28 protein-coding genes are annotated in these 25,210 nt (G+C 71.0%); 14 read left to right on the forward strand and 14 right to left on the reverse strand.

Annotation, left to right across the window (positions count from 1 at the left end):
- Positions 1-7 precede the first annotated feature (7 nt).
- From AC1ROY_RS00260 to dapF, 5 genes are all read right to left on the reverse strand, one after another.
- Positions 8-463, reverse strand: a complete 456-nt coding sequence (locus tag AC1ROY_RS00260; protein ID WP_493146106.1) for a MaoC family dehydratase — start codon at positions 461-463, stop codon at positions 8-10.
- A gap of 61 nt (positions 464-524) precedes the next feature.
- Positions 525-2,066, reverse strand: a complete 1,542-nt coding sequence (locus AC1ROY_RS00265) for a hypothetical protein (protein WP_493146108.1) — start codon at positions 2,064-2,066, stop codon at positions 525-527.
- Positions 2,067-2,141: 75 nt separating this feature from the next.
- A complete protein-coding gene (gene ftsY, locus AC1ROY_RS00270; RefSeq protein WP_493147433.1) occupies positions 2,142-3,098 on the reverse strand; it encodes a signal recognition particle-docking protein FtsY in 957 nt (318 codons plus the stop codon).
- Between the two features lie 215 nt (positions 3,099-3,313).
- Positions 3,314-4,552 carry a MiaB/RimO family radical SAM methylthiotransferase gene (locus AC1ROY_RS00275; protein WP_493146110.1) on the reverse strand — a complete coding sequence of 413 codons (1,239 nt, stop codon included), beginning with the start codon at positions 4,550-4,552 and terminating at the stop codon, positions 3,314-3,316.
- Positions 4,553-4,604: 52 nt separating this feature from the next.
- The gene (gene dapF / locus AC1ROY_RS00280) at positions 4,605-5,420 is read right to left on the reverse strand and encodes a diaminopimelate epimerase (protein WP_493146112.1); all 816 of its coding nucleotides are present in this window, start codon (positions 5,418-5,420) and stop codon (positions 4,605-4,607) included.
- Positions 5,421-5,555: 135 nt separating this feature from the next.
- Here dapF and AC1ROY_RS00285 point away from each other — a divergent pair, with 135 nt between their 5' ends.
- The 7 genes from AC1ROY_RS00285 (at position 5,556) to AC1ROY_RS00315 (ending at position 11,883) form a co-directional block, all read left to right on the forward strand.
- On the forward strand, positions 5,556-6,512 hold the full coding sequence (locus AC1ROY_RS00285; protein ID WP_493146113.1) for a hypothetical protein: 957 nt from the start codon (positions 5,556-5,558) through the stop codon (positions 6,510-6,512).
- A gap of 178 nt (positions 6,513-6,690) precedes the next feature.
- Entirely contained in the window at positions 6,691-6,897 is a 207-nt protein-coding gene (rpmI, locus tag AC1ROY_RS00290; protein ID WP_213669449.1) for a 50S ribosomal protein L35, read from the forward strand.
- 21 nt (positions 6,898-6,918) lie between these two features.
- The gene (rplT, locus tag AC1ROY_RS00295; protein ID WP_493146115.1) at positions 6,919-7,284 is read left to right on the forward strand and encodes a 50S ribosomal protein L20; all 366 of its coding nucleotides are present in this window, start codon (positions 6,919-6,921) and stop codon (positions 7,282-7,284) included.
- An 80-nt stretch (positions 7,285-7,364) separates the two neighbouring features.
- Positions 7,365-8,441 carry a phenylalanine--tRNA ligase subunit alpha gene (pheS, locus tag AC1ROY_RS00300; protein ID WP_493146117.1) on the forward strand — a complete coding sequence of 359 codons (1,077 nt, stop codon included), beginning with the start codon at positions 7,365-7,367 and terminating at the stop codon, positions 8,439-8,441.
- 1 nt (position 8,442) lies between these two features.
- Positions 8,443-10,914 (forward strand): phenylalanine--tRNA ligase subunit beta, encoded by a 2,472-nt coding sequence (gene pheT / locus AC1ROY_RS00305; protein WP_493146118.1) that lies wholly within the window; start codon positions 8,443-8,445, stop codon positions 10,912-10,914.
- Positions 10,915-11,003: 89 nt separating this feature from the next.
- Entirely contained in the window at positions 11,004-11,366 is a 363-nt protein-coding gene (locus AC1ROY_RS00310; RefSeq protein WP_493146120.1) for a hypothetical protein, read from the forward strand.
- Positions 11,367-11,508: 142 nt separating this feature from the next.
- Positions 11,509-11,883 carry a hypothetical protein gene (locus AC1ROY_RS00315; RefSeq protein ID WP_493146122.1) on the forward strand — a complete coding sequence of 125 codons (375 nt, stop codon included), beginning with the start codon at positions 11,509-11,511 and terminating at the stop codon, positions 11,881-11,883.
- Here the strand turns inward: AC1ROY_RS00315 and AC1ROY_RS00320 are convergent.
- The 5 genes from AC1ROY_RS00320 to AC1ROY_RS00340 form a co-directional block, all read right to left on the reverse strand.
- Positions 11,880-12,761 carry an amidohydrolase family protein gene (locus AC1ROY_RS00320; protein WP_493146124.1) on the reverse strand — a complete coding sequence of 294 codons (882 nt, stop codon included), beginning with the start codon at positions 12,759-12,761 and terminating at the stop codon, positions 11,880-11,882. The two genes, AC1ROY_RS00315 and AC1ROY_RS00320, sit on opposite strands and share 4 nt — an antisense overlap.
- A 142-nt stretch (positions 12,762-12,903) precedes the next feature.
- Complete coding sequence (locus tag AC1ROY_RS00325) at positions 12,904-13,884, reverse strand: Bug family tripartite tricarboxylate transporter substrate binding protein (RefSeq protein WP_493146126.1); 981 nt, start codon at positions 13,882-13,884, stop codon at positions 12,904-12,906.
- 22 nt (positions 13,885-13,906) lie between these two features.
- On the reverse strand, positions 13,907-14,842 hold the full coding sequence (locus tag AC1ROY_RS00330) for a TAXI family TRAP transporter solute-binding subunit (RefSeq protein ID WP_493146128.1): 936 nt from the start codon (positions 14,840-14,842) through the stop codon (positions 13,907-13,909).
- 46 nt (positions 14,843-14,888) lie between these two features.
- Entirely contained in the window at positions 14,889-15,359 is a 471-nt protein-coding gene (locus tag AC1ROY_RS00335; protein ID WP_493146129.1) for an Lrp/AsnC family transcriptional regulator, read from the reverse strand.
- Positions 15,360-15,419: 60 nt separating this feature from the next.
- Positions 15,420-15,776: a winged helix-turn-helix transcriptional regulator gene (locus AC1ROY_RS00340; protein ID WP_493146131.1), complete on the reverse strand. Its 357-nt coding sequence runs from the start codon at positions 15,774-15,776 to the stop codon at positions 15,420-15,422.
- A gap of 99 nt (positions 15,777-15,875) precedes the next feature.
- Here AC1ROY_RS00340 and AC1ROY_RS00345 point away from each other — a divergent pair, with 99 nt between their 5' ends.
- Both AC1ROY_RS00345 and AC1ROY_RS00350 read left to right on the forward strand, forming a co-directional pair.
- A complete protein-coding gene (locus AC1ROY_RS00345) occupies positions 15,876-16,898 on the forward strand; it encodes a zinc-binding alcohol dehydrogenase family protein (RefSeq protein ID WP_493146133.1) in 1,023 nt (340 codons plus the stop codon).
- A 27-nt stretch (positions 16,899-16,925) separates the two neighbouring features.
- Complete coding sequence (locus AC1ROY_RS00350; protein ID WP_493146134.1) at positions 16,926-17,690, forward strand: alpha/beta fold hydrolase; 765 nt, start codon at positions 16,926-16,928, stop codon at positions 17,688-17,690.
- A gap of 60 nt (positions 17,691-17,750) precedes the next feature.
- Here the strand turns inward: AC1ROY_RS00350 and AC1ROY_RS00355 are convergent, their stop codons facing one another.
- Together AC1ROY_RS00355 and AC1ROY_RS00360 are read right to left on the reverse strand one after the other, a co-directional pair.
- Complete coding sequence (locus AC1ROY_RS00355) at positions 17,751-18,044, reverse strand: type II toxin-antitoxin system RelE/ParE family toxin (RefSeq protein ID WP_493146136.1); 294 nt, start codon at positions 18,042-18,044, stop codon at positions 17,751-17,753.
- Complete coding sequence (locus tag AC1ROY_RS00360; protein WP_493146137.1) at positions 18,044-18,319, reverse strand: ribbon-helix-helix domain-containing protein; 276 nt, start codon at positions 18,317-18,319, stop codon at positions 18,044-18,046. Before AC1ROY_RS00360 ends, AC1ROY_RS00355 begins: the two co-directional genes overlap by 1 nt.
- A gap of 254 nt (positions 18,320-18,573) precedes the next feature.
- On the opposite strand from AC1ROY_RS00360, the gene dnaK reads away from it, so the two are divergent.
- Together dnaK and dnaJ are read left to right on the forward strand one after the other, a co-directional pair.
- Positions 18,574-20,484 carry a molecular chaperone DnaK gene (gene dnaK, locus AC1ROY_RS00365; protein ID WP_493146139.1) on the forward strand — a complete coding sequence of 637 codons (1,911 nt, stop codon included), beginning with the start codon at positions 18,574-18,576 and terminating at the stop codon, positions 20,482-20,484.
- Between the two features lie 83 nt (positions 20,485-20,567).
- Positions 20,568-21,698, forward strand: a complete 1,131-nt coding sequence (gene dnaJ, locus AC1ROY_RS00370) for a molecular chaperone DnaJ (RefSeq protein WP_493146140.1) — start codon at positions 20,568-20,570, stop codon at positions 21,696-21,698.
- Between the two features lie 60 nt (positions 21,699-21,758).
- On the opposite strand, the gene AC1ROY_RS00375 is transcribed toward dnaJ, so the two are convergent.
- Positions 21,759-22,127, reverse strand: coding sequence for a PRC-barrel domain-containing protein (locus AC1ROY_RS00375; RefSeq protein WP_493146141.1), 369 nt, complete (start codon positions 22,125-22,127; stop codon positions 21,759-21,761).
- 109 nt (positions 22,128-22,236) lie between these two features.
- On the opposite strand from AC1ROY_RS00375, the gene dapB reads away from it, so the two are divergent.
- Positions 22,237-22,977 (forward strand): 4-hydroxy-tetrahydrodipicolinate reductase, encoded by a 741-nt coding sequence (gene dapB / locus AC1ROY_RS00380; RefSeq protein ID WP_493146143.1) that lies wholly within the window; start codon positions 22,237-22,239, stop codon positions 22,975-22,977.
- Positions 22,978-22,981: 4 nt separating this feature from the next.
- Here the strand turns inward: dapB and AC1ROY_RS00385 are convergent, their stop codons facing one another.
- Positions 22,982-23,170: a hypothetical protein gene (locus tag AC1ROY_RS00385; protein WP_493146145.1), complete on the reverse strand. Its 189-nt coding sequence runs from the start codon at positions 23,168-23,170 to the stop codon at positions 22,982-22,984.
- Positions 23,171-23,310: 140 nt separating this feature from the next.
- Here AC1ROY_RS00385 and AC1ROY_RS00390 point away from each other — a divergent pair, with 140 nt between their 5' ends.
- Both AC1ROY_RS00390 and AC1ROY_RS00395 read left to right on the forward strand, forming a co-directional pair.
- Entirely contained in the window at positions 23,311-24,831 is a 1,521-nt protein-coding gene (locus tag AC1ROY_RS00390) for an acyl--CoA ligase (protein WP_493146146.1), read from the forward strand.
- Positions 24,832-25,203: a VOC family protein gene (locus tag AC1ROY_RS00395; protein ID WP_493146147.1), complete on the forward strand. Its 372-nt coding sequence runs from the start codon at positions 24,832-24,834 to the stop codon at positions 25,201-25,203.
- The last annotated feature ends 7 nt before the right edge of the window (positions 25,204-25,210 follow it).

Genomic DNA, 25,210 nt, shown 5'->3' on the forward strand with positions numbered 1-25,210 from the left:
CGGGCGCTCAGTCGTAGACCTGGCTGAGCGTCTCGGCGACGAGGCAGGGGCGGGGGCTGCCCTCGAGCTCCATCTCGTTCTCCACCGTCAGGCGCACGCCGCCCGGAAACGGGTCGCAGGCCTTCAGCGTGGAGTGCAGGCGGACCCGCGAGCCGGCCGGCACCATGGCCGTGAAACGCACCTTGTTGGTGCCGTAGTTGATGCCGCGCGACTTCTTCTTCACCGAATAAATGGTCGGCCCCAGCCGCGGCAGCAGCGAGAGCGTCAGGAAGCCATGGGCGATGGTCTTCCCGCCCGGCATCTCCTTCTTCGCACGCTCCACGTCGATGTGGATCCACTGGTGGTCGCCGGTGGCCTCGGCGAAGAGGTCGATGGTCTTCTGGTCGACGGTGAACCAGTCGCTGGTGCCGAGTTTTCGGCCGACCCAGTTGGCCATATCGGCAGGCGTCTCGATCTCGAGCATGTCGTTCCTTCCCGGATGCGTTTCACCGAGATTGCCGCGCGCGGCCGGGAAGGACCAGCCCTCAGCGATGGGGCGGCGGGGGCTCGAAGCGAGGCATCGGGTCCGGCACGAACGGCTTCCGATGCGCGGCCTTGTAGCGTTCCGTCAGATAGGCGCCGGCGCCGATGACGGCGAAGGCGGCCACGAAGATCACCAGGGCCGTGCGCCAGGCCGCCCAGGGGTTGGGCTGGATGAACGGCTTCTGCGCGGTCCAGCCGCTCGCCGTGACGGTCCGGGCCGCGGCTTCCTCCAGCCCGGCGACGATCCCGGCCAGCGGCGCCTCCGGCCGCGGGCCCTCATGCCCGTATTCGGAGACGACCTGGTAGGTCCCGCGCTCCAGGTCGAGCACGGCCGAGAGCGCCCCGCCCTCGTGATAGCGCCGGAAGGCCAGCCGGACCCGGCGCGGCGCAGGGAAGGAGATATCCGCGTCCCAATCGGTGTGCCAGAGATCCAGCACCACGCGCCCGGTCGGGACGTCGATCACGCGCGGGGAGTGGACCCACAACGTGTTGCCCCATTCCACGGCCTCGACCTCCACGCGGATCAGGCCGTCCGGCGCGAGGCGCAGCATGTGCGGCCGCGGCACGAGCGCGGCGAGGCGCGCCGCCTCCACCGCCCCGGCCAGCTCCGCCAGCGGCCGGTCCGGCCCTCTCTTGTCCTGGTCGCGGAAGGTCCGCGTCTCCGGGTCGAGGCGGAAGAGGCTGTCGCGGCCGTTCAGCGAGAGATGCAGGAAGAGGCTGCCATCCGGCTGCGGGTCCACGCGGCTGCGGAACCAGGCCGAGCCGTCGGCGAGCACCGCGCCCGTCGCGCCGTCGAGGACCAGGGCCCAGGCAGCGATACAGTCGTAGCGGCCGCCGACCATCTCGCCGAGGCTGTACTCGTAGCGGATGGCGCCATTGGCGGAGGAGCCACGGGCCATCTCCGTGTCGGGCGTGGGCACGTAGAAGCCCCAGACGCCGTTGGAGAGCTCGGCGGCGGCGAAGCGGACGATGGCCGGACCGTTTCCGATCTCCTGGACCTCGTAGCGGTGAATCTCGGCCGGGTGGGCGGGGTGCGGCAGGTGGACCGGCGGCTCGGCGGTGGCGCGCCAGCCCTCGGCCCAGACATCGCGGCCGCCGAGGCGCAGCCCGTCCTTCGCGAAGCCGACATGGACGCTGCGCCAGCCGGCCAGGGCGAGGGGTGGCGGTTGGGGCGGCGTCCGCGCCGCGGGCGGCGGCGCGGGCGGCACGGGGGAAGGCATCGCGGCGGGGGGAAGGCTCCAGCGGAATATCCGGCGCAACAGCAGGCCGACCCCTATGCCGATCAGGCAGAGCACCGCCCAGGCCGGCGCCAGCAGCGGGCTGATCAGCATGAAGCCATACAACGCCGTATGGAGCGTGGTGTCGCCGCCGGGACGGGTGATGGCCTCCCAGGTCAGGACGGCGACGTAGCCGATCACCGGCGACACCACCCAGAGGAGGATGGCGCGCCCCAGCCAGCGCCTCGGCACCGCGGGGATCAGGAGCACCGGGACGGCCAGCGCGACGATCGCGATGACGATCTCGAAGTTCGACAGGTTCGGCACCGCGTCCCTTCCGGATCAGCCTCGGCGGGGGGCTGATCCGGGCGTCAGGCCGGCGCGGCCCGAAGCGGTCGGAGCCTAATCCTCCAGCCCGACGAGGCTACGCGCAAAGTCGCGCGCCTCGAAAGGCCGCAGGTCGGCGGCCTTCTCGCCCACGCCCACGGCGTGGACCGGCAGGCCGAATTCCTGCGCCAGCGCCACCACGACGCCGCCCTTGGCCGAGCCGTCGAGCTTGGTCACCACGAGGCCGGTGATGTCCACCATCTCCTTGAAGACCCGCACCTGGCTGACGGCGTTCTGGCCGGTGGTGGCGTCCAGCACGAGGAGCGTGGAATGCGGCACGGCGTCGTCGCCGCGCTTGAGCACGCGCACGACCTTGCGCAGCTCCTCCATCAGCGCGGTCTTGTTGTGCAGGCGCCCGGCGGTGTCGACGAGGAGGACGTCGATGCCGGCCTCCTTCGCGCCCTTCAGCCCGTCGAAGGCAAGGCCGGCGGCGTCCGCGCCCATCTTGGCCGGCGCAACCACATGCGCGCCGGTGCGCTCGCCCCAGATCTGCAGCTGCTCGACCGCGGCGGCCCGGAAGGTGTCGCCCGCGACCATCCAGACCTTGAGGCCTTGCGCGCGGTACTGCTCGGCCAGCTTGGCGATGGTGGTGGTCTTGCCGGTGCCGTTCACGCCGACGACCAGCACGACATGCGGCGCATGGGTGGGCTCGATGACCAGGGGCCGGGCGACGGGGGCGAGGATGGCGGCGATCTCGTCCGCCAGCGCCGTCTTCACCTCCGTGTCCGTGACCTCACGGCCGAAGCGGGTCCGGCGGAAGCTCTCCACGATGCGGCCGGCGGCGGCGACGCCGAGGTCGGCGCCGATCAGCATCTCCTCCAGCTCCTCCAGCGCCGCGTCGTCCAGCTTGCGCTTGAGGAAGACGCTGCCGATGGCGTCGGTGAGCTTGGCGGTGGAGCGCGACAGCCCGGCCTTGAGGCGGGCGAAGAAGCCCCGCTGGGGCTCCTCCTCCGCGCGCGCCGGATTGGGGATCTCCGGCTCGCGGATGGGCTCGGGCGGGATTTCCGGCGTGGGCGGCTCGCGCACCGGCTCGGGAGCCGGCGGCGGTGTCTCGGGGGGCGAGGGCGGCTCGGCGGGCGGCTCGGGCGCCGGAGGGACGATCTCGGGCGTGGAGGGCGGCGGAATGTCGCTCGCCTTGCCCTCGCCTGCCTTGCCGGTGAGCTTTCCCCAGAGATCGCGCAGCGCCATCAGGCGGCCTCCCCGGCCACGAGCGCGGAGCGCTCCTCTCCAACCAGCATGCGGCCGTCGGTGGACACCGCGCGCGCGCGGACCAGCGAGCCCTTGGCAGCCCCCCGGGCGGCGGCCAGCCGGATCGGCGCGAAATGCCGCGTGTGGCCCATGCCGTCGGCCTCCATCAGCACCTCCTCGACCTGCCCGACGCGGGAGGCCAGGAAGCGCGCGCGCTCCCGCTCGCCGGCCTGGCGCAGCCGCGCGGCCCGCTCGCGGCGGAGCGGCATCGGCAGCTGCGGCATGCGGGCGGCGGGCGTGCCGGCCCGGGCGGAATAGGGAAAGACGTGGAGGAAGGCGAATTGCGCCTCCGCCACCAGATCGGTCATCGCGCACAGCTGCTCCTCCGTCTCGGTCGGGAAACCGGCGATGAGGTCGGCCCCCAGCGCCACGTCCGGACGTAACGCGCGAGCACGGGCAGAGAGTTGCACGAGGTCGGCGCGGGAGTGGCGCCGGCGCATGCGCTTGAGGATCAGGTCGTGGCCATGCTGGGCCGAGAGGTGGAGATGGGGCATCAGCCGCTCCTCCTCGGCGAAGACGGCCCAGAATTCTTCATCCATCGCGGCCGGGTCCAGGGACGACAAGCGGAGCCGGGGCAGCTCCGGGACCTCGCGCAGGATGGCGCGGATGACAGCGGCGAGCTCCGGATGGCTGGCGAGGTCCACGCCGGTCAGCACCACCTCGGCATGGCGCGTGGCGAGATCGCGCACGGCGGCGACGGCCTCGGCGACCGGCATCGCCCGCGCCGGCCCGCGCCCCTGCGGGATGATGCAGAAGGTGCAGGCATGGTCGCAGCCCTGCTGGACCGCGAGGAAGGCGCGCGTCCCGCCGCCGGCCGCGATGCCCATCGGCGTCTCGCGCAGGATGGGCGCCACGGGCGCGGCCCAGGCCGCCGGATCGAGTTTTTGGCCATTGCCGATGACGCGGACCACGCCCGGCAGCTCGGCCCATTTGCCCGGCGCGATCTGCGCGGCACAGCCGGTGACCAGGATGGGCCGGCCCGGCTGCTCGCGGGCCGCACGGCGGATGGCCTGGCGGGCCTGGGCCTCGGCCTCGCCGGTCACGGCACAGGTGTTGACGATCAGCGCGCCAGCGAATCCGGCCCTCGCGGCGAGCGCGCGCATGGTCTCGCTCTCGGCGATGTTGAGCCGGCAGCCGAACGTCAGCGCCTCGGCAGAAGGGCTGCCCGGCCGCTTCACGCCGCCGCGCCTCCGGCGCCCGAGGGGTTGGACGGCTGGCGACCGGACGGGGTCAAAGATCCAGCTCACCCGTGAAGGAGGTCGCCACGGGCCCGCTCATCAGCACATGCCCGTCCTCGCGCTGCTCGATCACGAGGTCGCCGCCGCCCGGGACCGTGACGGCGCAGCACGCCTCGACCAGCCCACGCCGGAGGGCATTCACCAGCGCCGCGCAGGCGCCCGAGCCGCAGGCCAGCGTCAGCCCGGCCCCACGCTCCCAGACCACGAGCCGCAGATGCGTCCGCGAGACCACCTGCGCGAAGCCGATATTGCCGCGCTCGGGCAGCAACGGGTCGTGCTCCAGCGCCGGGCCGATGCGCGGGATGTCCAGCGCGTCCAGGTCGTCGACGAAGAAGGTCGCGTGCGGATTGCCCATGGAGCAGCAGGCCGCGTCCGACACGCCCTCGGCCGCGAGCGGCACATGCAGCGTGTCCATCTCGCGGGCCAGCGGGACGTCGCGCCAGCCGAGGCGCGGCACGCCCATGTCCACGCGGACGGTGCCGTCGGGCAGCAAATCCGCCGCCAGCATCCCCGCCGCGGTGCGGATGGCGATGTGGGTCCGCCCCGTCTCGGCCAAGACCAGCGAAGCCGCGCAACGCGTCCCGTTGCCGCAGGCGCCGGCCTCGGAACCATCGGAATTGTGGAAGCGGATGAAGAGATCGGCATCCTCGGCCGGCTCCAGCGTCACGAGCTGGTCGAAGCCCACGCCCCGGTGCCGGTCGCCCGCCAGCCGGATCACGTCCGGGTCGAGGTCGATCGGCTCCGCGCGTGCATCCAGCACGACAAAGTCGTTGCCCAGCCCATGCATCTTGCGGAACGGAAGCCTCATGCGCCGCATATAGGGCACGATCCGCCGAAGCGGAAACGCCGGCGGCCCGGGAATCCGCTCCTGGGCGAGGGGCTGGATCGCGCCCCGCGCATATACGGGGTTGAGGCGGCGGGACAACCGACCTAACTCCGGCGCATGACACGCGCAGCTCCCCTCCTCCTGGTCGCGGTCCTTGCGGGCTGCGCACCCACCTATTCCGCCGACGAGTACGCCTCGCGTGCCGTGCAGCAGGCCAATCCCGTGCAGCAGGGCGTCATCGCCGGCTCGCGGCGAGTGGCCGTCGCGGCGGACGGCTCGACCGGCGCGGCCGCGGGCGCTGCGGCGGGCGGCGCCATCGGCGGGGCCGCGGCGGCCGGCAATTCTGTGAGCACCGCGCTCGGCGCCGTCGGCGGCGCGCTGGTCGGCGGACTGGTCGGCACCACCGCCGAGCGAGCCTCGGCCAACACCAACGCCATCGAGTACATCGTCCGCAAGACGAATGGCGAGCTGATCTCGGTGACGCAGCGCGACACCGAGGTGATCCCGCTCGGCACCCGCGTGCTGGTGATCACCGGCAACCAGGCGCGCATCGTGCCCGACTACACGGACACCCAGACCGACGCCTCCCCGCCCGTCGCGGGCGGGCGCCGCCCGGCGGCCCCGCGGCCGGCGCCCGCCCCCGCCGAGCCGGCGGCGGCTCCCATCGAAGGCACGGCGCCGCTGCCGGACGCGCCGCAGTCGGAGACGCTGCCCGACCTCACCCCGGCCCCCGCGAGCCCGGCGGCGGAAGCGCCCGCCTCGGCAGTACCGGCCGATCCGGCCGCCTCGCCCCCGCCTTCGGCCGGCCTGACGCCCATCGCCGGCCCATCCGCCTCCGCGGCCCCGCCCGCCGCGGCCGCTCCGGCACCCGGCCCGGCCCCGGCCAGCCCGGCGCCGATCGGCGCGACGCCGGCCGTCGCCACGCCCGCGCCCGCCAGCCCGGCGCCTGCCCCGGCTGCCGCGCCGCCGGCGGCGCCTATCGCGGCCATGGCCGACCCCACCCCTCTCGCCGCGCCCCCGCCCTCGGTGCCCGCCGAGACCCTCGCCCCGATCGCCGGACCGGCAGCCCGCTAGCGAATGCCTGCCATGCGGCGTGACATCGCCGCGCCGGTCCCCTGGACTCGCGGGGAGAGCGCGGCTATACGCCCGCCTCCCGCACCGAGGCCGTTGGACAGCCCGGTCGGGGAAGCTCGCCTCCGTCGCATGGTGCGATCGTCAGGGGCGGCCCCAACCCACCGACAGGAGGGCCCGAATGTCCAAGATGAAGACGACCTCGAGCGCGAAGAAGCGCTTCAAGATCACCGGAACCGGCAAGGTCATGGCCGGCCCGGGCCGCAAGCGGCACATGCTCTCCAACCGCAGCCAGAAGGCCAAGCGCCAGAACCGCGGCTCCCAGGTTCTCGAACCGCAGGATGCCAAGACGGTGATGAACTGGCTGCCCTACGGCCTGTCGCGCTAAGCCCAGGGAAGGAGAGAAGAAATGGCACGTGTCAAGCGGGGCGTCACCGCCCATGCCCGCCACAAGAAGGTCCTGGATCTCGCCAAGGGCTATGTGGGCCGGAGCTCCACCACCTACCGCGCGGCCCTGCAGCGCGTCGAGAAGGCGCTGCAATACGCCTATCGCGACCGGCGCAACAAGAAGCGCGACTTCCGCGGCCTGTGGATCCAGCGCATCAACGCGGCCTGCCGTGAGCAGGGGATGACCTATTCCCAGTTCATCGCCGGCATCAAGGCCGCCGGCATCGAGATGGACCGCAAGGTCCTGGCCGCCCTGGCCTATGACGAGCCCGCGGCGTTTGCGGCCGTCGTCGAGAAGGCCAAGGAAGCGCTCGCCCCGGCCGCCTGATTTCGCTGGGCTAAGGCATCGTTTTCAAAGGGCCGCGGCGCGCAAGCGTTGGCGGCCCTTTTTCATGTTGGAAGAGACCGATGACGGATGATCTCGCCGCTCTGGCGGCCAGCACCGAGGCAGAGCTCGCCGCCGCCGCCGACCTGCGCGCGCTGGATGCGGTGCGGGTGGGCATACTGGGAAAATCGGGTGCGCTGACCGCGCTGCTCAAGGGCCTCGGCGCCATCCCGGCCGATCAGCGCAAGGAGCGCGGCGCGGCCGTCAACGCGCTGAAGAACCAGCTGGAGGCCGCCATCGAGGCCCGGCGCGAGGTGCTGGAAGCGACCGCACTGGACGCCCGGCTCGTTGCGGAAAAGCTGGACATGACCCTGCCGCCGCGCCCCGCGGCACCGGGCGGGACGGGCGGCATCCATCCCATCAACCGCACCATCGAGGAGCTGACGGCCATCTTCGGCTCGATGGGCTTCAAGGTCGTCGAGGGCCCGGACATCGAGGGCGACTGGTACAACTTCGCCGCGCTCAACATCCCCGACCACCACCCCGCCCGGCAGGACCAGGACACCTTCTACCTGCCCGGCCTCGTGGAGGGCCGCCGCACCGTCCTGCGCACCCAGACCTCGCCGCTGCAGATCCGCACCATGATCGGGCAGGAGCCGCCGATCCGCATCATCGCGCCCGGCCGCACCTACCGCTCGGACCACGACGCGACCCATTCGCCCATGTTCCACCAGGTGGAGGGGCTGGTGATCGACCGCGGCATCACCCTCGGCCACCTCAAGGGCTGTCTCACCGACTTCCTGCGTGCCTTCTTCGGCATCGCGACCCTGCCGGTGCGCTTCCGCTCCAGCTACTTCCCCTTCACCGAGCCCTCCATGGAGGTCGATATCGGCTGGAACCGGAAGACGGGCGAGCTCGGCGCCGGCACCGACTGGCTGGAGATCCTGGGCAGCGGCATGGTGCATCCGCGCGTGCTCGCCAATTGCGGGCTGGACGCGCGCGAGTGGCAGGGCTTCGCCTTCGGCATGGGCATCGAGCGCATCACCATGCTGAAGCACGGCATGGCCGACCTGCGCCCCTTCTTCGAGGCCGACACCCGCTGGCTGAGCCATTACGGCACCAGCCCGCTGGCCCCCGCCACGCTGCACGAGGGCGTGTGACATGAAGTTCCAGCTCTCCTGGCTGCGCGAATACCTCGACACCGACGCCTCGGTGGACGAGATCGCGACCACGCTCAACGCCATCGGCATCGAGGTCGAGGGCATCGAGAACCCCGCGGCCATCCTCTCCAGCTTCCGCATCGCCCGCGTGGTCGAGGCCGTGCAGCACCCGAACGCCGACCGCCTGCGCGCCCTGCGCGTCGATGCCGGCGACGGGCGCGAATACTCCGTGGTCTGCGGTGCGCCCAATGCGCGGACGGGCCTGGTCGGCGTCGTCGCCATGCCCGGCGCCTATATCCCGGGCACCGACGTCGTCCTGAAGGTCGGCGAGATCCGCGGCGTAAAGAGCGAGGCCATGATGCTCTCCAAGCGGGAGATGGGCCTCGGCGACGACCATTCCGGCATCGTGGAACTGCCCGAGGACGCCCCCGTCGGTGCGCGCTACGTGGATTATGCCGGCCTCGACGATCCCATCATCGAGATCAAGGTCACGCCCAACCGCGGCGACGCGCTCTCCATCCGCGGCGTGGCGCGAGACCTCGCGGCGGCCGGCATCGGCACGCTGAAGCCCTGGTCCGCGCCCAAGGTTGCCTCGGTCTACGAGACGCCGCTGCGCTGGCGCATCGAGGACCCGCGCGCCTGCACCTGGGTGCTCGGCCGCGCGATCCGCAAGGTCAAGAACGGCCCCTCGCCGCAATGGCTGCAGGACCGGCTGACCGGCATCGGGCTGCGCCCCATCTCCGCGCTGGTGGACGTGACCAACTGGTTCACCTTCGCGCTCGGCCGCCCGCTGCACGTTTTCGACGTCGCGAAGGTGAAGGGCGCCACGCTCTCCATGCGCATGGCGCGCTCCGGCGAGGAATTGCACGGCCTCAACGGCAAGACCTACGCGCTGACCGACGAGGACGGCATCATCGCCGACGAGGCGGGCCCCGAAGCGCTGGGCGGCATCCTCGGCGGCGAGCCCTCCGGCTGCGACGAGACCACCACCGAGGTCTTCATCGAATGCGCGCTCTTCGACCCCGTGCGCATCGCGCTCAGCGGCCGGCGCCATAACGTCTTCACCGATGCCCGCGCGCGCAACGAGCGCGGGATCGACCAGGCGTTGCTGCCCGAGGCGCTGGACGCCGCCACGGCCATGATCATCGAACTCTGTGGCGGCGAGCCCTCCACCGTCTCCGAAGCCGGTTCTGAGCCGCTCTGGCGCCGCGAGGCCACGCTGCGCTTCGAGCGCCTGGCCGGGCTCGGCGGGCTGATGCTCACGCCACATGAGGCGGAAGGCCGCCTGGAGCGGCTGGGCTTCACCGTCACCGCCCGCGGCAACGACCGCATCACCGTCGCCGTGCCGCCCTGGCGCAACGACATCGCCGCACACATCGTGCTGGACCAGGATCCGAAGCTCGACCCCGAGCGCGCGCGCATCGCGGCCGAGGGCTGCGCCGCCGTCGAGGCCGAGTGCGACCTGGTGGAGGAGGTGCTGCGCCTCGGCGGGCTGGATGCAGTGCCGTCGGTCTCGCTGCCCGTCTCCTCGCCCGTGCCGCTGCCCTCGCTGGACGCGAAGCAGGTGCGCAGCGTGCTGGCCCGGCGTGTCCTGGCTTCGCGCGGCCTGCAGGATTCCGTGACCTACGGCTTCATGGAGCAGCGCATCGCGGCGATGTTCGGAGACATCCCTGACGCCCTGCATCTGGAAAACCCGATCGCCTCCGATCTCGACCAGATGCGCCCCACGCCGCTCGCCTCGCTGGCCCTGGCGTCGGCCCAGAATGCCGCACGCGGCTTCGCCGACTTGTCGCTCGCCGAGGTCGGCGGCGGCTATCGCGACACCACGCCGGCGGGGCAGCTCGCCATGGCCTGCGGGCTGCGCACCGGCACCTCGCCGGCCAGCTGGGCTTCGCCCGCGCGGCCCGTGGACGCGCTCGACGCCAAGGGCGACGTGCTCGCCGTGCTGGAGGCGCTGGGCGTACCGATGGCCTCGCTCCAGGTCACCTCCGATGCGCCCGGCCACTACCATCCTGGCCGCTCGGGCGTGCTGCGCCAGGGGCCGAAGGTGGTGCTGGCGCAGTTCGGCCAGCTGCATCCGCGCCTCTGCGCCGAGCTCGACGTGCCGGCCGGCGCTGTCGGATTCGAGATCTTCCTCGACGCCATCCCCGAGCCCAAGCGCCGCAAGAAATCCGCGCCGGAATTCCCCGCCTTCCAGCCCGTGCGCCGCGACTTCGCCTTCCTCGTCGACGCTGGCGTGCCCGCGGACAAGCTGCTGCGCGCCGTCTCGGCCGCCGAGCGCGCGCTGATCACCGATGTCGTGCTGTTCGACCGCTACGCCGGCGACCGCCTGCCGGAGGGCAAGGTTAGCCTCGCCCTCCAGGTGACGCTGCAGCCGCGCGAGAGGACGCTCACCGATGCGGAGATCGAGGCGGTCTCCGCGAAGATCGTGGCGGCCGCGGCCAAGGCGGTGGGGGCCAGCCTGCGCGGATAGGCAGCGCCCATCGGCCGCATCGGCGGCACGGATTGGCGGCTGCGCGAATGGGCGGATAGCTTCCCTTCATCGGAAGGGAAGAAAACCTCATGCTTCGCACCGCTCTTGCCACCGCGCTGCTGATTGCCGGCACCGGCCTCCATGCCACGACCCAGGCGCAGCCGCTGAACTGCGTCACCGCCGGCAGGCTGGAGATCACCCATATCGGGCGCAACCAAATGACCGGCGGCGAGGGCGGCGGGCTCGCGATCAGCGTGCTGATCTTCAACCCACAGAACACGACGCAGCGCTTCACCCTCACCTACACCGGCCCCGCGCGGAACAAGGTGACCAACCAGGAGCTCACCCGGAGGCCCTACCAGCGCTCCTCCGAATGGGTGGCCACGCTGTCCGGCGGCAACGCCATCACGGACGACCAGGTGCGTCAGTACGTCACACTCACCTGTTTCTAGAACGTCGCCGTTTGGCGGAGATGCGGATCATGGGCGGTCCTCCGCGGCGGAATCACGCCATCCGTGTTTTTCCCTCAACAGGTTGGACTGGACGAAGCGTCATGCTTCGAACAGCTTATCCATTCCGGGGAGAACATGATTCATGCGCCGCCTTGCTATCCTGGCCGTCCTGACCATCGGCGCGGCCTCGGCGCAGGCACAGCCGCAGCCCCCGCCCGCCGAGGTGGAGTGCATCGGCGCCGGCATCCTGGCCTTCGTCGGCATCAGCCGGGAGCTGACGGGAGCCAATGACAGCGGGCGGCTGTCGATCACCGTGACGTTGCGGAACCGCACGCAGCGCTCGGCGGCCTTCGTCCTGAACTTCACCGCGCCCAACGTGACGATGCCCGCCGTGAACCATTGGCGCACGCTGGACGCGCAGGCACACGGCACCTATCTCGTCGGCACGCTGCCCCGAGGGACGCTGATCACCGACGAGGAGCTGCGCGGCCACGTGCAGCTGCGCTGCGTGCGTTAGAATCCGTAGAGCTTCGCTGGATTGTCGCGCAGGATCTTGGCGCGCAGCGCCTCCTCCGGCGCCCATTGCGCCAGCAACCCCAGCACGTCGCCGTCATTGGGCATCACGCCGTGGAAGTGGCTCACATGCGGCCAGTCACTGCCCCAGAGGATGCGGTCCGGCGCGGCCTCGATGACCGCGCGGGCCATCACCGCCGTGTCCGTATAAGGAAAGGCCGGCTCGGCGGAGATGCGGTAGAGGCCCGTCAGCTTCACCCAGAGCAGCCCGTCGCGCAGCATGGCCAGGAACTCGCGGTAGCCCGGATGGCCGATTCCGCCCTTCGCCACCTTGGTATAGCCGATATGCCCGACCGAGACCGGCAGCCGCATGGCCTCGGCGAGTTGGCGCAGCTCCGCCGCCATCTCCTCGACATGCACCAGCAGCTCGACATGCCAGCCGAAAGGCCGCAGCACCTCGGCCACATCGGCGAGCGCATCGAGCGAGCGGAAAGGCATGCCGCCGCGGTCCACCAGATTCACGCGGATGCCGCGCGCGCCCTGGGCGTGCATGGCGGCGATCTCGGCCTCGGTCACGCCTTCCGAGACCGCGACGATGGCACGCAGGCGGTCCGGATGCGCGGCCGCCGCGTCCAGCACGGCCCGGTTGTCGGTGCCGTGGACGCTCGCCTGGATGGCGACGCCGCGCGACAGACCGAGCGTGTCGTGCAGGGCCAGCGCGACGTCGATGTCGTTGTCGGGCGGCGTGTAGCCGCGCGTGGCCTGGTAGGGGTAGCGGGCGGCGTCGAAGACGTGGAAATGGGTGTCGCAGGCGCCGTCGGGCATGGCCATGTCAGGCTTGCGCGGATGGGGATCGGGGCCGGGGCAGTCGCGGATTTCCATGGGCGTTCCTTATGATGCGAGAGGGGCTTTGCCCCCCTCGCGCTCCCCTCACCAGGGCTTTTGGCCCTGGACCCCAAAACTGATCGGAGATGCAAGAACCTGAGGTTCTTGCTGGGGTGCTCGAGGGGCAAAGCCCCTCGAACTACTCTACCTGCGCCCCCGAGAGCCTGACCAGTTCCTGCCAGCGCGGAATCTCCTCGCGCACGAAGCCGGAAAACTCCGCTGGCGTCGTCGGCGCCGGCTCCGCGCCGAGCGACGTCAGCCGCTCGCGGATCTCCGGCCGCGCCATGCCGCGGTTCAGCGCCGCGTTGAGCTGCGCCACCACCGGCGCCGGCGTCGCGGCCGGCACGACGATGCCGTGGTACTGCGTCACCAGGTAGCCGTTCAGCCCCGCCTCCGAGAGCGTCGGCAGGTCCGGCAGCGCCGTCGCACGGCGAGCGCTGGCCACCGCGAGCCCGCGCAGGTTCCCCGCCTGGATCGGCCCGAGCAGCGTCGCCGTCGGCTCGAAGATCATCTGCACGCCCTGCCCCGCCAGCATGTCGTTCATCGCCGGCCCGCTGCCGCGATAGGGCACGTGGATGATCTCCGTCCCCGCAAGACGGTTGAACAGCGCCAGCGCCATGTGCATCGCCGTGCCGTTGCCCGCCGAGGCGGCGTTGAGCTTGCCGGGATTTGCCTTCGCCCGCTCGATCAGCTCCTGCACGCTCGTCACGCCGAGCTCCGGCCGAACCGCCAGCACCAGCGGCCAGTTGGCCACCTGCCCCACGAAGCCGAAGTCGCGCAGCACGTCGTAGGGCTGCCGCGACTGGATCGCGTGGTTGATCGCCAGCACGTTCGTGTTGGCGAGCAGCAGCGTGTGGCCGTCGGGCGTGGCGCGGGCCAGGTTCTCGGCGGCGAGCTGGCCGCCGGCGGTGCCGCGGTTCTCGACCACGACGGTGGCCCCGCCCCATTCCTCGGCCAACCCGCGCGCCACGAGGCGGCCGAGCGCATCGGCCGTGCCGCCCGGCGGCGCGCCGACGATCAGGGTGACGTTGCGCGCGGGAAAGCCCTGGGCCCATGCCTGGGTTGCAATAGCCGGCGTGGCGAGCACGGCGATCGCCAGCGCCCTTCGTGTGATCTTCATGACCGTCCCTCCATCTTTCCGGTCACCGTAGCAGGCCCTGGCCACGCAGGAAGCGGCGCACGCCGGGGTGGATGAGCGCCGGGTCGGCGACGGCGGCCGCCGTGTTCTCCGCCGTGGTCTCGGAGGCCTGGACCAGCCGGGCCGCGATGTCCGCGCGGGCGGCATGCAGCACGCGGGCGACGCGGAAGCCGGCCTCCTCGTCCAGCCCTGGCCGCGCCAGGACGAGGCTCCAGGTGCCGACCGAGGCGATGGGTGCCGTCTGCCCCGGATAGCTCCCGGCCGGCAGCGACATCGGCCGCAACCGCGGGTCGGCAGCGAGGATGCGCGCCCGCTCCGCCTCGTCCGGCGCGAGGAAGCGGCCGCCCTGCCCGGCCAGGGTGACGAAGCCCGGCCATCCGGCGCCGCCGCCCCAGAGAGCCGCGACACGTCCATCCATCACCATGGCCGGCCCATCGCCGGCGCGATCGAGCAAGACGGCGGAAAAGTCACTCTCGATGTCGAGGCCGAGCCCGGCCATCACCTGCCGCGCCAGCACCACGAGGCCCGAGCCCCGCGCCCCCCAGGCGATGGGCTTGCCGCGCAGCTCGCCGATGGAGCGGATGGGCGAATCGCCCCGCAGCCCGAACAAGCCGGGCTGTGCATACATCGCGGCCAGCAGGGTCGTGCCGTTGCCGGCGGCCAGCGCCTCGGTCGCGGTCTCGCCGGCCACCAGCGCGAGGTCGACCGTACCCTCGCGCAGCAGGCGCACGTTCTCGAGACTGCCGGCCGTGTTGCGCGGCTCGATGGCGATGGTCGGATCGGCTGCCGCGATGGCGGCGACGAAGGCCGCGCCATAGGCCGGGAAGCCGCCGCCCGGCGTGGCGGTCGCAAGCGTCATCCGCAACGGCGCCTGAGCCTTCGCGGCGCCTGCGACCCCGAAACCCGCCAGCACCACGCGACGCGAGAATGGACGTGACATGACAGCCTCCCCACCTTTTGGCGGGAAGCCTAGGCGCAGCGGAGGACTAAGTCTCCTCCTCCGGCTGATGCGCGACGGGCAGCAGCGCCGTCTCCTTCACGGTGGCCATCGCGACCTCGACCGCCACGCGCTCGATGCCCGCCAGCGGCCGGATCTCCTCGGAGAGGAGCGCGTCCAGCGCTGCGATATCGCCCACGCGCAGCTTCACCAGGTAGGACCACTCGCCGGTCAGCTGGTGGCACTCCAGCACCGCCTCCAGCTTGCGGATGGCCCGGCGGAAGGCGATCTCCTCCTTCCCCGGCCGGATGGCGACGCGCAGGAAGGCGAGCAGCGGACACCCCACCTCGACGGGGTCCAGCGCGGCATGCCAGCCGCGGATCACGCCGCGCTCCTCCAGCCGCTTCACCCGCTCGGCCGTCGCGGAGACGGAGAGTCCCGAGACCTTGGCGAGGTCGGAGAGGCCCGCGGCGCCATCCTGCTGGACGGCGATGGCGATCTTCCGGTCTATCTCGTCCATGACCGGATCATATACGGCCCTCTAACATTTGTGAACGAAAAAATTGCGTAATGCCGCAAATCAGGCAGCCTTCGCCGACGACACCTCGCCATGGGCGTCGCCCCAGGCCTTCAGCGCCATGATCACTGGCTCCAGCGTCCGCCCATGCGGCGAGAGGCTGTACTCCACCTTGGGCGGCACCTCCGGATAGACGGTGCGGATCAGGAAGCCCTCCGCCTCCAGTTCGCGGAGCTGGCTGGTCAGCATGCGCGGCGTGACGTTGGGCAGCTTCCGGCGGATCTCGTTGAACCGCAGCGTCCCCTCCTGGAAGAGGTGCCAGAGCACCACGCCCTTCCACTTGCCGTCGATATGGGCCAGCGCCGCCTCGACGGCGCAGCCCGGGCTGCAGTCCAGCCGCCGGTGCCGGATGTTCGGCATGCGGTATCCTTTTCGACACTATGAGCGATATATGTGCGTTCTTGCGAACATATCCTATAGGCCTCAATTCGGCTCCATCAACCTCTGGAGCCTGATCCCATGAAAGCCGTCGGTTTCCGCCATCCCGGTCCCATCTTCGCGCCGGATTCCCTGATCGACCTCGACATCCCCGCCCCCGTCCCGGGCCCACACGACCTGCTCGTCGAGGTCCGTGCCATCTCGGTGAACCCGGCGGACACCAAGGTCCGCATGGGCGGCCGCGGCCCCGTGGACGGCTTCCGCATCCTGGGCTGGGACGCGGCCGGCGTGGTCCAGGGCCTGGGTGCCGAGGTGCAGGGCTTCTCCCCGGGCGACGAGGTCTTCTACGCCGGCGATCTCTCCCGCCCCGGCGCCAATTCCGAGCTCCATCTGGTCGACGCCCGGATCGCCGCGCGCAAGCCGAAAAGCCTCGGCTGGAGCGAGGCCGCCGCCCTGCCGCTCACCGCCATCACCGCCTGGGAGACGCTGTTCGACCGGCTCGACATCCGTCGCCCGGTGCCTGGCGCGGCCCATGCCATCCTGATCGTCGGCGGGGCCGGCGGCGTCGGCTCGATCGCGATCCAGATGGCGCGCCAACTGACGGATGTGACGGTCATCGCCACCGCCTCGCGGCCTGAGACCGCGGCTTGGGCGCGGGAGCTCGGCGCGCACCATGTCATCGACCATGCGAAGCCCATGGCGGAGCAGGTGGTGGCGCTCGGGATCGGCGCGCCCGCCTTCGTCTTCTCGACGACCCACACGGACCAGCACCTGGCCGCCGTCGCGGAAATGATTGCGCCCCAGGGCCGCTTCGCCCTCATCGACGACCCCGAAGCGCTGGACGTGGTGCCCTTCAAGCGGAAGAGCGTCTCCATCCACTGGGAGCTGATGTTCACCCGCTCCCTGTACCAGACGGCCGACATGGCGGAGCAGGGCCGGCTCCTGGCCGAAGTGGCCCGGCTGGTCGATGCCGGCACGCTGCGGACCACGCTGGCGAAGCAGGGCGGCCCGATCAACGCGGCGAACCTCAAGGCGGCGCACGCGCTGCTGGAGAGCCACAGCTCCATCGGCAAGCTCGTGCTGGCCGGCTTCGACGGCGCCTGAACCTCCACACCCGAAGGGCCACACACCATGATGCGCATCTTCCGTCGCGCGCTCGCTGCGGCCGTCCTCGGCTGCGCCCTGCCGGCGCTCGCCTCCGCCCAGCCCGCCCGCGCGCAACCCGCCGGCATCGTGCTGGTCCACGGCGCCTTCGGCGACGGCTCCGCCTGGAGCCGCGTCGTCCCCCGGCTGCAGGCCCTCGGCCATGAGGTGATCGCCGTCCAGCTGCCGCTCACCTCCCTCGCCGGCGACGTGGCCGCCACGCGCCGCGCCATCGCGCGGGCGGCCGGGCCGGTCACGCTGGTCGGACACAGCTGGGGCGGCACGGTGATCACCGAGGCCGGCGCCGCCGACCGCGTCCGCTCGCTCGTCCATGTCGCCGCCTTCGCCAACGATCCCGGCCAGGGCGCCGCCGAGGCCAGCGCCCCCTTCCCCCACGCGCCGGGCCTCGACCATCTCCAGGTGGCGGACGGCTTCGCCCGGCTGAGCACGACCGGCATCGCGCAGTTCTTCGCGCCGCAGGCCCAGGCCGCGGACCACGCCCTGATGCGCGCCACGCAGGGGCCGGTCCGCGTCGCCAATTTCGGCGAGAAGGTCACCGCCGCCGCCTGGCGCAACCGGCCCAGCTGGTTCGTGGTCGCCCGGCAGGACCGGATGATCGTGCCGGAGATGCAGGAGGCGATGGCCGCCCGCATCGGCGCGCGCGTCACGCGGCTGGAGAGCGACCATGTGCCGATGCTCACCCATGCGGACGCGGTGGCGCGGGTGGTCCTGGAGGCGGCGAGCGCACGATAGGAAGAGCGACGGGCTCCCCCTCGCCCCCCGCCAGGGACTGGAAGTCCCTGGCCCCATTGGTCAGAGGGTCAGCGCTTCATAGTCCTGGCCGCCATAGAAGATGCGGGTGATCTCGATGGCATCCGGCCGGATGCGGTAGGCCACGACGACGCGGCGGCGCATCGCGAGGATCCGGATGCCTGTGCCGAGATCCTCGCGCGCAGGACCGAGCTCCGGATGCTCGCACAGCACCCGGCAATGGGCGCGGATGTCCTCGACGAAGCTCGCCGCCCGGCTCGGATTGTCGGCGGCGATGAAGTCCTGGATCGCCTCCAGGTCGCCCAGCGCCAGTGGGCGGTAGATCAGGCGCAGCATCAGTCCCCGCGCGCGTTCCGGGCCCGGCGCCGCTCGAGATGCTGGCCAACCTCCTCATCCGTCAGCGACGGACGCGGGTCGGCATCCGCTTCGGCGATCTTCGCCCGCACCCTGGCAATGCCTTCGGCCCGCTGCCGCCGCTTCGCCTGCCAGTCCCGCATGGCCTCGCGGATCACTTCGCTGTTGGAGGCATAGGCGCCCTCCTCCACCCCGGCACGGATGTCCGCCACCATCTCCATGGGCAGGGTGATGCTGAGCTTTTCCACGCGCGGCATGGGATGACCTCCAGGATCGGCGATCCGATATGGTAGTATTCTATCCCACCACAAGCCGCGCCCGCAAAGCGCCGTGGCCGCCGGGCCAGCGCCGCCACGCATTCGCGCGAAACTCGCCCGTCCCATCTTGTCCCACGCCCTCGTGCTCAATACATGGGCACGTAACGAGGGGCCGCGCATGGGGCGCGGACTGCCAAGGGGCTTTGGCCGGTGCCTGTCAGGGCCGGAAAAAGCCGCCGCATAGGAGCAGGTGTATGAGCAAAGTCATCGGTATCGACCTGGGTACGACCAATTCCTGCGTCGCCATCATGGAAGGCGGCGAGGTCAAGGTTCTGGAGAATGCGGAGGGCGCGCGCACGACCCCCTCCATGGTCGCCTTCGCCAAGAACGGCGAGCGTCTCGTCGGCCAGAGCGCCAAGCGCCAGGCCGTCACCAACCCGCACAACACGCTGTACGCCGTCAAGCGCCTGATCGGCCGCAAGTTCGACGACCCGATGGTGCAGAAGGAGAAGGGCCTCGCTCCCTACAGCATCGTCAAGGCCGACAACGGCGACGCCTGGGTCGAGGTCGACGGCAAGAAATACGCGCCGCAGCAGATCAGCGCCAATATCCTCACCAAGATGAAGGACACCGCCGAGGCCTATCTCGGCGAGAAGGTGACGCAGGCCGTCATCACCGTCCCCGCCTACTTCAACGACGCCCAGCGGCAGGCCACCAAGGAGGCCGGCGCCATCGCGGGCCTCGAGGTGCTGCGCATCATCAACGAGCCGACGGCCGCCGCGCTGGCCTACGGCATGGACAAGAAGACGGCCGGCACGATCGCGGTCTACGACCTCGGCGGCGGCACCTTCGACGTCTCGATCCTGGAGATCGGCGACGGCGTCTTCGAGGTGAAGTCCACCAACGGCGACACCTTCCTCGGCGGCGAGGACTTCGACCAGCGGGTGATCGACTACCTCGCGGACGAGTTCAAGAAGGAGAACGGCATCGACCTGCGGAGCGACAAGCTCGCCCTGCAGCGCCTGAAGGAAGCCGGCGAGAAGGCCAAGATCGAGCTGTCTTCCAGCAAGCAGACCGAGATCAACCTGCCCTTCATCACGGCCGATGCCTCGGGCCCGAAGCACCTCGTGATGCAGCTCACCCGCGCCAAGCTCGAGGCGCTGGTGGACGATCTGGTCCAGCGCACGCTGGAGCCGGTGAAGAAGGCCCTGGCCGATGCCGGCCTGACCGCCGGTGAGGTGGACGAGGTCATCCTGGTCGGCGGCATGACGCGCATGCCCAAGGTCATCGAGGCCGTGAAGAACCTCTTCGGCAAGGACCCCGCGCGCAACGTGAACCCCGACGAGGTCGTGGCCATCGGCGCGGCGATCCAGGGCGGGGTGCTCAAGGGCGACGTCAAGGACGTGCTGCTGCTCGACGTGACCCCGCTCTCGCTCGGCATCGAGACGCTGGGCGGCGTGTTCACGCGCCTGATCGACCGCAACACGACCATCCCCACCAAGAAGTCGCAGACCTTCTCGACCGCGGACGACAACCAGACGGCTGTCACCATCAAGGTCTACCAGGGCGAGCGCGAGATGGCGGCGGACAACAAGCTGCTGGGCAACTTCGACCTGCAGGGCATTCCGCCGGCCCCCCGCGGCGTGCCGCAGGTGGAGGTGACCTTCGACATCGACGCGAACGGCATCGTGAGCGTCTCGGCGAAGGACAAGGCCACCGGCAAGGAGACGCAGATCAAGATCCAGGCCAAGTCCGGCCTGTCGGACGCCGACATCGAGAAGATGGTGCGCGACGCCGAGGCCAATGCCGAGGCCGACAAGAAGCGCCGCGAGTCGGTCGAGGCCCGCAACCAGCTCGACGCGCTGGTGCACTCGACCGAGAAGACCATCCGCGAGAACGGCGACAAGGTGCCGGCCGATGAGCGGGTCGCCGCCGAGGCCGCCATCTCCGAGGCCCGCGCGGCCATGGAGGGCGGCGACCTCGACGCCATCAACGCCGCGACCGAGAAGCTCGGCCAGGCGTCGATGAAGATCGGCGAGGCCATGTACAAGGCCGAGCAGGCGTCGCCGCAGCCGGAGGCCGGGCCCACGGGCCAGGCCAAGCCGGACGACAAGGTGGTGGACGCCGAGTTCGAAGAGGTCGATCCGAAGAAGAAGAAGAGCTGAGGTTGCACGGCAGCATCCTTCAACTGTTCGCGCCCGGGCCAGCGATGGCCCGGGCGTCGCTTCGTTTCGGGTAGGGCGAGAGCATGGCCAAGCGTGACTGTTACGAGGTGCTCGGCGTCGGCCGCGACGCGACCGAGGACGATCTCAAGAAGGCGTATCGCAAGCTCGCGATGCAGTATCACCCCGACCGCAACCACGGCGACGACAAGGCCGAGGCGCGGTTCAAGGAGGTCAGCGAGGCCTACGAGATCCTGAAGGACGGCGAGAAGCGGGCGGCCTATGACCGCTACGGCCACGCCGCCTTCGAGAATGGCGGCGGTGGCGGCGGCAGTCCCTTCGGGACCGGCGGTTTCGAGGACATCTTCGAGGAGATGTTTGGCCGCTTCGGCGGGCGCGGCGGCGGACGGCAGAGCACCGGCCGCGGCGCGGACCTGCGCCAGGAGGTGCAGATCACGCTGGAGGAGGCCTTCGCCGGCGCGAAGAAGACCATCCGCGTGCCCTCCTCCGTGCAGTGCGAGGCGTGCAGCGGCTCCGGCGCCGAGGGCGGCAGCGCCAGCGTGCAGACCTGCGGCACCTGCCGTGGCTCCGGCAAGGTGCGCGCGCAGCAGGGCTTTTTTCTCATCGAGCGGACCTGCCCGACCTGTTCGGGCTCCGGGAAGATCATCAAGAACCCCTGCAAGGTCTGCCATGGCGCGGGCCGCGTGCAGCGGGACCGCACGCTGAACGTCTCGATCCCCGCGGGGGTGGAGGACGGCACGCGCATCCGCCTCACCGGCGAGGGCGAGGCGGGGCTGCGCGGCGCGCCGGCGGGCGACCTCTACGTCGATATCGGCGTGAAGCCGCATCCGATCTTCCAGCGCGAGGGACCCAACATCATGGTCCGCGTGCCGCTGCGCATGACGCAGGCCGCGCTCGGCGCCAGCGTGGAGGTGCCGTCGATCGATGGCGGCCGCTCGGCGGTGAAGATCCCGGCCGGCACCCAGACGGGCGACAACTTCCGGCTGCGTGGCAAGGGATTTTCCGTACTCCGCAGCGCGGCGCGCGGCGACATGTATGTGCAGGTCGTGGTGGAGACGCCGCTTCACCTCTCGCCGAAGCAGCGCGAGCTGCTGGAGGCCTTCGAGGCCGAGGCGGAGAACGGCGGCAAGCACTCGCCCGAGAACGAGGGCTTCTTCGCCAAGGTGAAGGAGTTCTGGGACGGGCTGGCGCGCTGACGCGAAAACGGCCGGCTCCCGCGGGAACCGGCCGCCTTGCTCGTCCGGAGAAGTCGGGCCTTACAGGCCCCAGTAGTTGTCGACCATGGTCCAGTCGCGGACGCCGACCGGCTCGTAGACCGGCGCGTTGTCCAGCCGCTCCTTGGTGATGTTGTCCACGACGAAGCCTTCGAGCTCGCTGTCGTAGCGCAGCATGCGCCAGGGCACGGCGTAGTGCTTGGAGCCGAGGCCGAGGAAGCCGCCGAAATGCAGCACGCCGTATTCGACGGTGCCGGCGCGCTTGTCGATCATCAGGTCCTCGATATGGCCGATGCGCTCGCGATCGGCGCCGTAGACCGAGACCCCGTTCACCTTGCCGGCGGCGACCAGGTAGCCGTCGGTATCCTCGGTGAGATCGGCGGTGGTCGGCTGATGAATGGTGTCCACCATGGCGAAGTTCCCTTCTGGTTGTCTTGCCGGAAGAACGTCCGCCGGGGGGATGGGGTTGCCTTCGCGGCCCGCCTCGTTCCATGACGTTTTCATCGAGAAAGGGAACGTCATGAGCCTCCGCATCGGCATCGCCGGCATCGCCGGCCGCATGGGAAAGCTGCTGTCCGAAGAGGTCGCGGCCGCGGGCGCCACGCTGGCCGGCGGCACCAGGCGCGGCGACGATCCGCGCGCGCTCTTCGCCGCCAGCGACGTGGTGATCGACTTCACCCACGCGCATGCCGCGCCCGGGCATGCCGCCCTCGCGGCGGAACTCGGCAAGGGCCTCGTGCTGGGCTCCTCGGGGCTTTCGGCGGAAGAGGAGAAGGCGGTGGCCGAGGCCGCGGCGCGCGCCCCCATCGTCTATGCCGCGAATTTCGCGACCGGCGTGAACCTCGTGCTCGCCATGGCCGAAAAGCTCGCCGCCGCGCTGCCCGCCGAGCAGTACGACGCCGAGATCGTCGAGATGCACCACCGCCAGAAGGTGGATGCGCCCTCCGGCACCGCGGTCGCCATGGGCCGCGCCGTGGCGAAGGGCCGCGGCACCACGCTGGAGGAGGCCGGGCGCGAGAGCGGGCGCGACGGCCACACCGGCGCGCGCAGGACCGGCACGATCGGCTTCGCGGCGCTGCGCGGCGGCCAGGTGGTGGGCGAGCACACGCTGCTCTTCGCCGCCGGCTCCGAGCACATCGCGCTCACCCATCGCAGCTTCGACCGTCGCGCCTATGCGACGGGTGCGGTGCGCGCCGCCCTCTGGCTGCACGGCCGCGCGCCGGGGCTCTACTCCATGGGCGACGTGCTGGGGCTGCGCTGACGCCTCACAGATGCCGCGGGACGCGCGGCATGCGCCCGTTCACCGTCGCCCAGGACGGCCAGCCATAGATCCGCTCGTAGAGGAAGACGATCAGGCACAGGGCGATCACCACGCCCATGAGGATCAGCCGCTGCCGCGAGGGCGGGCGGCGGAACCACTGCACCAGCAGGATGCCCCATCGCATCGGATCCATGGGCTGCCCCCTCCTGGTACGGCTTCGGGCATCCTGCACCCGGCGTCAGGATAGCGCGATTCGCGGCCCCGAAACGACCGCTTCCCGTCGCCCGCCGTTCGGCGCACCATCGGCGCCAGGACGATCGGGAGACGCCCAGAATGAGTGCGACACGCACCATGGAAACCCTGCTGCAACGCGGCGCCGACGATGCGCCCGCCATCCGCGCCCCCGGGCGCCCACCCCTCACCCATGGCGCCCTGCGCGCCCTCGCGCGGGACACGGTCGCGGCGTTGAACGGCCGGGGCATCGGCCGCGGGGACCGGGTGGCGATCGTGCTGCCCAACGGTCCCGAGATGGCGGCGGCCTTCCTGTGCATCGCCGCCGGCGCCTCGACCGCACCGCTCAACCCCGCCTATCGCGGCGAGGAATTCTCCTTCTATCTCGAAGACCTGAAGGCCAAGGCCATCATCCTCCAGCGCGGCGTGGAAACGCCCGCGCGAGCGGCGGCCGAGGCCCTGGGCATCCCCGTCCTGGAGCTGGTCCCCGGCGTATCAGCGGGCAGCTTCACCCTGGAGGGCGGCGGCACGGGCACCGGCGCCGCCGCGCGCCCCGGCATGGCGCAGGAGGAGGACGAGGCGCTGGTGCTGCACACCTCCGGCACCACGGCACGGCCCAAGATCGTGCCGCTCAGCCAGCGCAACATCGCCGCCTCCGCCGCGCATATCGGCGCGACGCTGGAGCTCTCGGCCGCCGACGCCTGCCTCAACATCATGCCGCTCTTCCACATCCACGGTCTGATCGCGGCCGTGCTGTCGAGCGTCGCGGCCGGCGGCGCGGTCTGCTGCACCCCGGGCTTCGACGCGCTGCGCTTCTACCGCCTCCTCGAGGAGGAGCGGCCGAGCTGGTACACGGCCGTGCCCACCATGCACCAGGCCATCCTCGGCCGCGCCGAGCGCAACGCGGAGACCATCGCGCGGGTGCCGCTGCGCTTCATCCGCTCCTCCTCGGCCTCTCTGCCCGGGCCGGTGATGCAGCAGATGGAGGCCGTCTTCGGCTGCCCGCTGGTCGAGAGCTACGGCATGACCGAGGCCGCCCACCAGATGGCCTCCAACCCGCTGCGCGGCGCGCGCAAGCCGGGCGCCGTGGGCCTCGCCGCGGGGCCGGAGGTCGGCATCATGGACGACGACGGCACCCTCCTGCCGCGCGGCGAGATCGGCGAGGTGGTCATCCGCGGCCCCAACGTCACCGCCGGCTACGAGGCCAATCCTGAAGCCAATGCCAAGGCCTTCACCGCCGGCTGGTTCCGCACCGGCGACCAGGGGATGCTCGACGCCGAGGGCTATCTGCAGCTCACCGGCCGGCTCAAGGAGATCATCAATCGCGGCGGCGAGAAGGTGAGCCCGCTGGAGGTGGACGGCGTGCTCTCCGCCCATGCCTGCGTCGCCCAGGCGCTGTGCTTCGCCATCCCGCACACCAAGCTCGGCGAGGAGGTCGGCGCCGCGGTGGTGCTGCGCGAGGGCACCGCCCTCACCGAGCGCGAGCTGCGCGACTTCGCGGCGCAGCACCTCGCGGACTTCAAGGTGCCGCGCAAGGTGGTCTTTCTCGCGGAGATCCCGAAGGGCGCGACCGGCAAGCTGATGCGCATCGGCCTGGCCGAGAAGCTTGGGCTGACGCTCTAGATGAACGTGCGCGCGGTCATCCCTCAGCTCCGCACGACGGATCTGGAGGGATCCATCGCCTTCCATGTCGAGCGGCTCGGCTTCGCGCTGGCCTTCCGCTACGGCGATTTCTACGCGGGCATCCGCGCGGGCCAGCAGGAGTACCATCTGAAGCTGGTGGACCAGCCCGATCCCGGCATCGCGGAGGTCGCCGATGGCGGGCACTTCCACCTGTATTTCGCGGTCGAGAACGCCATGGCCTGCGCCGAGGCGCTGCGCGGCCGGGGCGTGAACCTGCTGCACGACCTGCACGACACCGACTGGGGAACGCGCGAATTCGTGGTCCGGGACGATCAGGGCCACACGCTCTATTTCGGCGCGCCAAGGAACTAGGGAGGAT

The organism is Roseococcus sp. GW821-FHT12F05 (assembly GCF_058806835.1).